The sequence below is a fragment of the Microbacterium sp. genome (assembly GCF_036566905.1).
Classification (GTDB): domain Bacteria; phylum Actinomycetota; class Actinomycetes; order Actinomycetales; family Microbacteriaceae; genus Microbacterium.
The window spans coordinates 1-9,950 of record NZ_DATCVK010000213.1; the positions used below are offsets into that span (position 1 = coordinate 1).

The 9,950-nt window shown below is 72.0% G+C and carries 6 protein-coding genes and 1 pseudogene; 5 read left to right on the top strand and 2 right to left on the bottom strand.

Translation table 11 applies throughout. The features are described 5' to 3' along the window. Positions 1–324: pseudogene (locus VIP82_RS18410) on the bottom strand (hypothetical protein); the annotation flags it as partial. A 138-nt stretch (positions 325–462) separates the two neighbouring features. Next, entirely contained in the window at positions 463–939 is a 477-nt protein-coding gene (locus VIP82_RS18415) for a hypothetical protein (RefSeq protein WP_331911277.1), read from the bottom strand. Positions 940–1,050: 111 nt separating this feature from the next. On the opposite strand from VIP82_RS18415, the gene VIP82_RS18420 reads away from it, so the two are divergent. The 5 genes from VIP82_RS18420 to VIP82_RS18440 all read left to right on the top strand — a co-directional run. Then, positions 1,051–5,916, top strand: a complete 4,866-nt coding sequence (locus VIP82_RS18420; protein WP_331911279.1) for an ATP-dependent helicase — start codon at positions 1,051–1,053, stop codon at positions 5,914–5,916. Continuing rightward, entirely contained in the window at positions 5,909–6,697 is a 789-nt protein-coding gene (locus tag VIP82_RS18425) for a DNA-formamidopyrimidine glycosylase family protein (protein WP_331911281.1), read from the top strand. Before VIP82_RS18420 ends, VIP82_RS18425 begins: the two co-directional genes overlap by 8 nt. Positions 6,698–6,984: 287 nt before the next feature. Then, positions 6,985–8,193 carry an ABC transporter ATP-binding protein gene (locus VIP82_RS18430; RefSeq protein WP_331911285.1) on the top strand — a complete coding sequence of 403 codons (1,209 nt, stop codon included), beginning with the start codon at positions 6,985–6,987 and terminating at the stop codon, positions 8,191–8,193. Positions 8,194–8,292: 99 nt separating this feature from the next. Beyond that, on the top strand, positions 8,293–9,477 hold the full coding sequence (locus tag VIP82_RS18435; protein ID WP_331911283.1) for an extracellular solute-binding protein: 1,185 nt from the start codon (positions 8,293–8,295) through the stop codon (positions 9,475–9,477). Beyond that, positions 9,470–9,950 (top strand): ABC transporter permease (locus tag VIP82_RS18440; protein WP_414684701.1); only part of this gene is annotated, 481 nt, incomplete at its 3' end. The genes VIP82_RS18435 and VIP82_RS18440, both read left to right, overlap by 8 nt.

Consider the following 9,950-nt stretch of genomic DNA (forward strand, 5'->3'; position numbering starts at 1 on the left):
ATCCGTCGATCCCTCTGCCGGCTCGACGGGAGGACTGGGCGTCGGCTCGGGCGCGGCGACCGGCGCAGGGCCGCCCGCCTCCGACGACGTTCCCGCGTCGGCGGCCGGCGCGGGAAGGGACGGCAGCAGCGGCGACACGACCGTGGGCACGCCCAGCATGCAGGCGACGGCGAGGCCGAGCGAGAGTCCCACGACGGCGACACCGGCGATCGCGGCCGTGCGGACGCGGCGCACACGGTGTCCGGTGCGGTCGACGAACACGGGGCTGGCACGGCGGGTGAGCGGAGCAGAGGCCTCCGACCCGCGCGAGGGCTTCGGATCCATCACGCTCCTCGGGCGGTGAGGCGTGCTCGGGAGGCGCACGCCCGCCGGGGAGTTTATGCGAGTGATCTGCGTGGAAACCGGGTGCGGAAAGGTATCCTCATCGACCTCTCACGTGGCAGGAGGGAGCGAGAGCGCACCTCACGGCTTCTTCGGCTCCTTGGTGCGGCCGGGTGCGCTGCCGCTGTTGCCGGGCCCGCTGGACGAGTCGCTCTCCTCCGTCGCCGGCGCCGTCGGCGCCGGAGCCGGTGCGGGTTCGATGGCCGGATCCGTCTTCCCACCGTCGGCGGCATCCGTCTCCGGCTCTGCGGGCGCAACCGGTGGAGTGGGAGAGGGAGAGGATGTCGGCGCGGGCGGCGAAGCGCGGGGTGTGACGCGCACCTCCGACACGGGGGCGGGCTCGGCGGGCAGGGGCGACCGGTCGCCCTGCACCGCCGCGAACACCGCGGTGACCACGACCACGAGCGAGAGCGCGAGAGCGCCCACCAGCGCTCCGAGCGCGAAGGTGTGCACCCGGCGCGAGCGCACCCAGGAAGCGTCGGCGCCCGTGGGCGCGGGCGTGGCCGTGTGGGTGAGCGGCGCCGGGGTCTCCGACCCGCTCGAGGGCGTCGACTCCATCAATGTCCTCGGCGGTGAGCGCGTGCGGGGGAACACGCGAGCACCGATCCTACGCGACCGACTTGCGGCGCTTCCTGGCCGGATGTCTGCGATCGCGACGAAGATGGAGTGATGGGAGACGTCCTCGAGCGGTTCGGTCCTGCCACGCAGGACTGGTTCCGTGGCGCCTTCCACGCCCCGACCGACGCCCAGAAGGGGGCCTGGCAGGCGATCTCGGCCGGCAGGCACGCTCTGGTGGTGGCGCCGACCGGCTCCGGCAAGACGCTTTCGGCGTTCCTCTGGGCGATCGACCGCATCTTCCATGACAAGGCCGCCGCTCCGGCGACGGCATCCGCCTCCGGCCGGAAGAAGCGGACCGACGCCGGCGCGACCCCCGCGACCCGCGTCCTCTACATCTCGCCGCTGAAGGCGCTGGGCGTCGACGTCGAGCGCAACCTCCGGTCGCCGCTCGTGGGCATCGGCCAGTCCGCGCGGCGGCTCGGCCTCACGGTGCCCGACGTCACCGTGGGCGTGCGGTCGGGCGACACTCCGGCGGGCGACCGACGCAAGCTCGTGCAGAGCCCTCCCGACATCCTCATCACGACCCCCGAGTCGCTGTACCTCATGCTGACCAGCCGGGCGGGCGAGACCCTGCGCGACGTGCACACGGTCATCGTCGACGAGGTGCATGCCGTCGCCGCGACCAAGCGCGGCGCGCATCTGGCCGTCAGTCTGGAGCGGCTCGACGCCCTCCGCCGCTCGTTCGCTCCCGACGCCGCGCCGGCGCAGCGCATCGGCCTGTCGGCGACCGTGCGGCCGATCGACGAGGTCGCCCGTTTCCTCGGTGGCGCCGAGCCGGTCGAGATCGTCGCGCCGCGCGCGACGAAGGCGTTCGACATGAAGGTCGTCGTGCCGATCGGCGACATGCTGAACCCTCCACCGCCGCCGAGCCCGTACCGATCCGACGACGACGCCTGGGCGGATCCGGATGCGGGTTCCTCGGCCGACGGTCCGGCCGAGGCGATCGACGAGGACTGGTTCGCCGATGGCTCAGCGACCGGTTCAGGCACCGGAGTGGGGTCGGGGAGCGATCCGCGCCGGGCCTCCGGTGCCGGTGAGACCGAGATGACCGGATCGGTGTGGCCGCACGTCGAAGAGGCCATCGTCGATCGGATCCTGCTGCACCGCTCGACGATCGTGTTCTGCAACTCCCGACGGCTCGCGGAACGGCTCACGGGCCGCCTCAACGAGATCTACTCCGAGCGTCTCGGGCTCGACCTCCCCGAGCAGGCGGTCCCCGCGGCGATGATGGCGCAGGCCGGCGCGACGGCGGGCGCCGACCCCGTGCTCGCAAAGGCCCACCACGGGTCGGTGTCGAAGGAGCAGCGGGCGCAGGTCGAAGAGGAGCTCAAGTCGGGCATCCTGCGGTGCGTCGTCGCGACCTCGAGCCTCGAGCTGGGCATCGACATGGGCGCCGTCGACCTCGTGATCCAGGTCGAGGCGCCGCCGAGTGCGGCATCCGGACTGCAGCGCATCGGCCGTGCCGGCCACCAGGTGGGCGAGGTCAGTCGTGCCGCGCTGTTCCCGAAGCACCGTGGCGACGTGCTGCACACCGCGATCGTGACCGAGCGGATGCTCGCCGGGCAGATCGAGGCGATCGCCATTCCGCAGAACCCCCTCGACATCCTGGCGCAGCAGACGGTGGCCGCAGCGGCGGTCGCGCCCGTCGACGTCGAGGGCTGGTACGAGACGCTCAAGCGCAGCGCACCCTTCCGCTCGCTCCCCCGCTCGGCTTACGAGGCCACGCTCGACCTCATCGCGGGGCGATTCCCGTCCGACGAGTTCGCCGAGCTGCGTCCCCGCGTCATCTGGGACCGCGATCTGGGCGTGATCACCGGACGCCCGGGCGCTCAGCACATCGCCGTGACCAGCGGCGGCACGATCCCCGACCGCGGGCTGTTCGGCGTCTTCATCGCCGGTGAGTCCCAGAACGCGCGCGTCGGCGAGCTCGACGAGGAGATGGTCTACGAGTCGCGCGTGAACGACGTGTTCACCCTCGGCACGACCAGCTGGCGCATCGTCGAGATCACGCACGATCGCGTCAACGTGGTCCCCGCGTTCGGGCAGCCCGGCAAGGTGCCGTTCTGGCACGGCGACGGCATCGGGCGCCCCGCCGAGCTCGGCGAGGCCCTCGGCAAGTTCTCCCGCGAGGTGTCGACGGCGAAGCCCGAGACGGCCGAGGCGCGCCTGCACGACGCCGGCCTCGACGAGTACGCGCAGGACAACCTGCTGGCGTACCTCGCCGAACAGCGCGAGGCCACCGGCACGCTGCCGACGGACCGGCAGCTCACGGTCGAACGCGGGCGCGACGAGGTCGGCGACTGGCGCGTGATCCTGCATTCCCCGTACGGCATGCAGGTGCACGCACCGTGGGCGCTCGCCGTGAACGCCCGCATCCGCGAGCGGCTGGGCGTCGACGGATCCGCGGTCGCCAGCGACGACGGCATCATCGCCAGGATTCCCGATGCCACGGCCGAGCCGCCGGGAGCCGACCTCTTCGTCTTCGACCCCGATGAGCTCGACCAGATCGTGACCGAAGAGGTGGGCGGCTCCGCACTGTTCGCCTCGCGGTTCCGGGAGTGCGCGGCGCGGGCGCTGCTCATGCCGCGGCGCAATCCCGGGAAGCGGACGCCGCTGTGGCAGCAGCGGCAGCGGTCGGCCCAGCTGCTCGAGGTGGCCCGCCGGTACCCGACGTTCCCGATCATCCTCGAGACGCTGCGCGAGGTGCTGCAGGACGTCTACGACGTGCCCGCGCTCCTGCGGCTCATGCGCGGCATCGGCGAACGCCGCATCCGCCTCATCGAGACCGAGCCCGCGCAGCCCTCGCCGTTCGCCCGCGACCTGCTGTTCGGCTACGTCGGCGCCTTCATGTACGAGGGCGATTCGCCACTGGCGGAGCGTCGGGCGGCCGCGCTGTCGGTCGACCCGGCGCTGCTGTCGGAGCTGCTCGGCAAGGTCGAGATGCGCGAGCTCCTCGACCCCGACGTCATCGCGCAGTTCGAGCGCGAGGCGCAGCGCCTGGATCCCGAGCGTCGCGCGCGCGGCCTCGAGGGCGTCGCCGACCTGCTGCGCCTTCTGGGTCCGCTCGACGCGACCGAGGCGGCCCTGCGGCTCGAGGCGGAGGGCGACGGCGTCGCGGATGCGCACGCGACCGAGGGCGAGGCATCCGCTCTTCTCGACGGGCTGATCACCTCGCGTCGCGCGATACCGGTGACCATCGCCGGCGCGACGCGCGTCGCCGCGATCGAAGACGCCGGGCGTCTGCGCGATGCCCTCGGGGTGGCTCTGCCGGTCGGCATCCCCACCGCGTTCCTCGAGCCGGTCGCCGATCCGCTCGGCGACCTGCTCGCCCGCTACGCGCGCACCCATGGGCCTTTCACGGCGGATGCCGCAGCCGACCGCCTCGGCATCGGCGTCGCGGTCGCCCGTCACACCCTGCAGCGGCTCGAATCGCAAGGCCGGGTCACGAGCGGCTTCTTCCTGCCCGATCCGCCGCCCGGCTCGGAGGACGGCTCGGGAACACGGGGCGACGAGGCGGAGTGGTGCGACACCGAGGTGCTGCGCCGGCTGCGGATGCGCTCCCTCGCGGCGATCCGCGGCAGCGTCGAGCCGGTGCCGCAGCACGCCTATGCACGCTTCCTGCCCGTGTGGCAGCACGTGACCCGGCCGCTGGAGGGCATCGACGGCGTCGCGGCGGTCGTCGAGCAGCTGGCGGGCGTGCCGATCCCCGCGAGCGCCTGGGAGTCCCTCGTGCTCCCGGCTCGCGTCGCCGATTACACGCCGGGCATGCTCGACGAGCTGACCGCCACCGGCGAGGTCATCTGGTCGGGTCACGGCACGCTGCCGGGGCGCGACGGCTGGGTCGCGCTGCATCCGGCCGACGCCGTGCCGCTCACGCTCTCCGTGCCCGACGACGCCGACGAGATCGCGCCGGGGTCGCTCGATGCCCAGCTGCTGGCCGCGCTCGACGGCGGCGGCGCCTACTTCGCCGCGCAGCTGCGGCAGACGACCGGCGCCGAGAACGAGCAGTCGGTCGTCGACGCGCTGTGGCGGCTCACCTGGGCGGGACGGATCACGAACGACACCTTCGCGCCCGTGCGCGCGCTCGTGTCGGGCGGTTCGCAGGCGCACCGGGTCAGTCGGCGCACCCCGCGGGCACGCCTGTACCGGGGCGCGGCGGTGCGGTCGGTCGCGGCATCCGTGCCCGCCCGTCCGCCCACGATCGGCGGACGGTGGTCGTTGCTGCCGGCGGCCGAGCCGGACGCCGCCCTGCGCGCGACGGCGACGGCGAGCCTGCTGCTCGACCGCTACGGCGTGGTCACCCGCGGCGCAGTGCAGTCCGAGGGCGTGCCTGGAGGATTCGCGCAGACGTACCGCGTGCTCGCGGGGTTCGAAGAGGCCGGCCACTGCCGGCGCGGCTACGTCATCGAGAAGCTCGGGGCGGCGCAGTTCGCCGCCTCCGCCACCGTCGACCGGCTTCGCGAGTTCGCCGGGCTCTCCGACCCGCCGCCGCTGCGCAGCGTGACGCTCGCCGCGACCGACCCGGCGAATGCGTACGGTGCAGCGCTGGCGTGGCCCGCGCTGGAGGGCGTCGGGCATCGCCCCGGACGCAAGGCCGGTGCGCTCGTCGTGCTCGTCGACGGCGCGCTCGCCCTGTACCTCGAGCGCGGCGGCAAGTCGGCACTCGCGTTCACGGGCGACGAACCGGTGCTCGCCGCCGCCACGCGCGACCTCGCGGCGACCGCCCGCGCGCGACGGCTCGACACCCTGACGATCGAGCAGGTCAACGGCGCCTTCGTGTACGGCACCGCGGTCGGCCGGGCCCTGCGGGATGCCGGCTTCGTGGAGTCCCCGCGCGGGCTCACCCTGCGACGCCTCACGGCGGGTGCTGCCCGACATGCTCCGGGGCCGGAGGACCGGGCGGGCGCGCGTGCCTGAGGGCGACACCGTCTTCCGCACGGCCCGCCGCCTCGACGCCGCACTGGCGGGGGCGACGGTGACGCGGTTCGAGCTGCGTGTTCCGCAGGCGGCCACGATCGACCTGCGGGGCGAGGTCGTGCACGATGTGGTCTCACGCGGCAAGCATCTGCTCCACCGCATCGGCTCGTGCACGCTGCACACCCACCTCAAGATGGAAGGCGAGTGGCACGTGTACCGGCACGGCGAGCGGTGGCGCGCGCCGGGATTCCGTGCCCGCGCGGTGATCGGCGCGACCGCCCCGGACGGCGCCGAGTGGGAGACGGTCGGCTTCGACCTCGCCGACATCAAGGTGGTGGCCACCGCCGACGAGGACGAGCTGGTCGGATACCTCGGCCCGGACCCGCTGTCCGATTCGTGGGACCCGGTGGAGGCGGCTCAGCGTCTCGCCGCCGACACCCGCGCCGTGCACGTCGCGCTCCAGGACCAGCGCAACATCGCCGGCTTCGGCAACGAGTACGTCAACGAGATCCTCTTCGTGCGCGGCATCCTTCCGACGACGCCGGCGAACGAGACGGATGCCGCCGCGATCGTGGATCTCGGCGCACGCATGATCCGCGCCAACCGCAACCGGTCGGGCCGCACCTTCACCGGTGACGAGCGCCCCGGACGATCGACCTGGGTCTATCGCCGCGAGGGCCGGCCGTGCCGTCGGTGCGGGACGCTCATCCGCGGCGGAAGCCTCGGCGCCGACCCCACCCGCGAGCGCATCGTCTTCTGGTGCCCGTCCTGCCAGCGCTGACGCCGCTTCCAGCACGCTTTCATCACGATGCGCGACGGACGAATTGTCGCCCGGGCGCGAAGGGTCGGTTCGTCCTCGAGGGGTGCGCCGTTGAAACACCGCGGATTCCTGGCCGTTACACAAGTCCGGACGAACTGTCGCGCCAGGGCACACGGACACCCCGGATCGTCTGGTTCGGAGGCGGCCGCATTGCGGGTGACCACGTGCCCCTATTGAATACTCGACACACCCGATCGGCCGTGCAGCGTTGCGCGGCCCGCGACCAGAAGGACCCTCACGAGGTGACGATGTCCACAGGCACGGCGACCGCGGCAGCAGACCCCGCGGAGCAGGTTCCCAGCGAGAGCGAGGCCACGCGCGGGGCCGTCGTCCTGTCGGGGATCACCAAGTACTACGGCGAGCAGCTCGCCGTCGACGACCTGTCCCTGACGATCCAGCCGGGCGAGTTCATCTCGCTGCTGGGCCCCTCCGGCTGCGGCAAGACGACGACGCTGCGGATGATCGCGGGCTTCGAGCATCCCGATGCCGGCGACATCCGCATCTCCGGACGCTCGGTGCTCGCGGCGCCGCCGTACAAGCGCGACGTCAACACCGTCTTCCAGGCGTACGCCCTGTTCCCGCACCTGTCGGTCGCCGAGAACGTCGCGTACGGGCTTCAGCAGCGCCGGACTCCGAAATCCGAGGTGCGCGAGCGGGTCACGCAGGCGCTCGACATGGTGCAGATGCGACGGTTCGGCGACCGCAAGTCCACGCAGCTGTCGGGCGGCCAGCAGCAGCGGATCGCGCTCGCGCGGGCGCTGGTGAACCGCCCCGCGGTGCTGCTCCTCGACGAGCCGCTCGGCGCGCTCGACCGGCAGCTGCGGGAGGAGATGCAGCTCGAGCTCAAGCTCCTGCAGTCGCGACTCGGCATCACGTTCGTCTTCGTCACCCACGACCAGGGCGAGGCCCTGTCGATGAGCGACCGCATCGCGATCATGCGTGCCGGCCGCATCGAGCAGCTGGCCGACGCCGACACCGTGTACGCGCGCCCGGCCTCGGCGTACGTGGCGGCATTCGTCGGTCAGCAGAACTTCTTCCGAGGGCCGGCGGCCGAGGCGGGCGCGGCGATCACCTCGCCCCACGCGCTGGTGCGCGCCGCGGCGCCCGTGCTGACCAGCACGAACCTCGGCGAGGCGGCCGTGCGGCCCGAGTTCATCCGGATCGAGAAGGACCCCTCGGCGGGCTCGGGGACCGCGACCGGCGCGAGCCTCTCCGAGGCGAACACGACCCGCGGTGAGCTGATCGGCGTCTCGCATCTCGGCGACACGATGCAGTATCTCGTGCGGCTCGGCGCCGACCAGAGCCTGATCGTGCGGCGACCCACGCCGGATGCCCCGACGCTGGCCGTCGGCGACCACGTGGTGTGCACGTGGGGAGCGCATCACGTGCTGCTCTTCCCCGCCGCCGACGACGCGGCCGCGGAGCAGGGCGGGTACATCCCGCCCCCGACCGCCTGACCAGACCGACCGCCTGACCCGAACAGCACGCCCGACCCGACGCACGCCCCCAGCCGCGGCATCCGCCTCTCCGGCTTCCGACCCGACCAGGAGTACCCGATGACCCAGCCTCGTACCCCGCTCCGCATCCTCGCCCCCGAGGCCGCCGCGCCCGCGATCGTGCGCGAGCTCTCGCGGCGCCGCTTCCTGAGCTTCGCGGCACTCGCGGGCGGCACCGCCGTCCTCGCCGCGTGCACGCCCGGCGGCAGCGGCTCCCCCGCGCCGCAGGCCACCGGCGGAGACCTGGAGGGGAGCCTCTCGGTGTACACGTGGGGCGACTACGACTCGCCGGACGTCGTCGAAGGATTCACCGACGAGCTCGGGCCCAAGGTCACGCTCGACTCGTACTCCTCGAACGAGGAACTCATCGCGAAGCTGGTCGCGGCGAAGGGCACCTCGGGTTACGACATCGTCGTGCCGACCGGCGTCTTCATCCCGCAGATGATCGAGAACGGCCTGCTGACGAAGTTCAACAAGGAGCTTCTGCCGAACATGTCGAACATGGACCCCGCCTTCCTCGGTCGCGCATGGGACCCGGGCAACGACTACTCGGTCTGCAAGGCGTGGGGAACGACCGGATACGTCTACGACAAGACGGTGATCACCCGCGAGCTGACGACGTGGAACGACTTCTTCGACGCCGCGCAGAACGAGGCGAGCGGCAAGACGGCGATGTCGGACGACCCTGCGGGCATCATCGGCTCGTACTTCTGGGCCAACGACCTGGACTGGAACACCGAGGACCCCGACGAGCTCGAGGCGTGCCGCGCCTTCCTCGTGGAGCAGATCGCGCCGCACATCTCGGCCTTCGACTCCTACCCGGGCACGAACGCGATCCCGCAAGGCACGCAGGTGCTGATGCAGGCGTGGAACGGCGACGCACGCCTGGGCCTGATGGAATCGAGCGAGCCCGAGCGCTGGCAGTGGGTGCTCCCGGGCCCCGTGACGGAGCTGTGGATGGACAACTGGGCGATCGCCGCCGGTGCGCCCCACCCCGAGGCCGCTCACGCCTTCATCAACTACTCGATGGCGCCCGAGAATCTCGCACTGAACCTCGACTACATCGGCTACAACGTCGGCGGCAAGGACATGCAGGCCGCGGCCGACGAGAGCGGCCTCGAGCACACCGACATGATCTTCTTCACCCCCGAGCAGCTCGAGACGATGCACGAGCAGGAGCTCAACGACTCGCAGACGACCCGCGTCGAGATCTACAACGAGGTGAAGGCTGCCGCCGGTGCGTAGTCGTTCGGCAGGAGCCGCGCTCGCCGTTCCGGCGTGGGCGTGGCTCCTCCTGTTCTTCGTGGCGCCCGTCGCGATGGTGGTGTGGTTCAGCTTCGGCTACAAGCCCGGCGTCTTCGGCAGCCATGCGAACGACATCCTCTCGTTCGACCGGTACGCCGAGGCCGTCTCGCCCACCTTCTTCGCCACGTTCCAGAACACCCTCTGGGTGGGTGTCATCGGCACCGTGCTGTGCTTCGTGATCGGTGCGCCGGTGGCCTACTGGATGGCCTTCAAGGTCAAGCCCCAGCGTCGCGGCATCCTCATCGCCCTGGTGCTCGTGCCGTTCTGGACCAACTTCCTGGTGCGCACGATCGGGTGGCAGGTGAGCCTCGCGCCCGAGGGCTGGCTGTCGTCGCTGCTGCAGGGCATCGGCGTGCTCGACGGCCCGCTCGAGCTGCTGTACACGCGGACCGCGGTCATCATCGGCGTGGTCT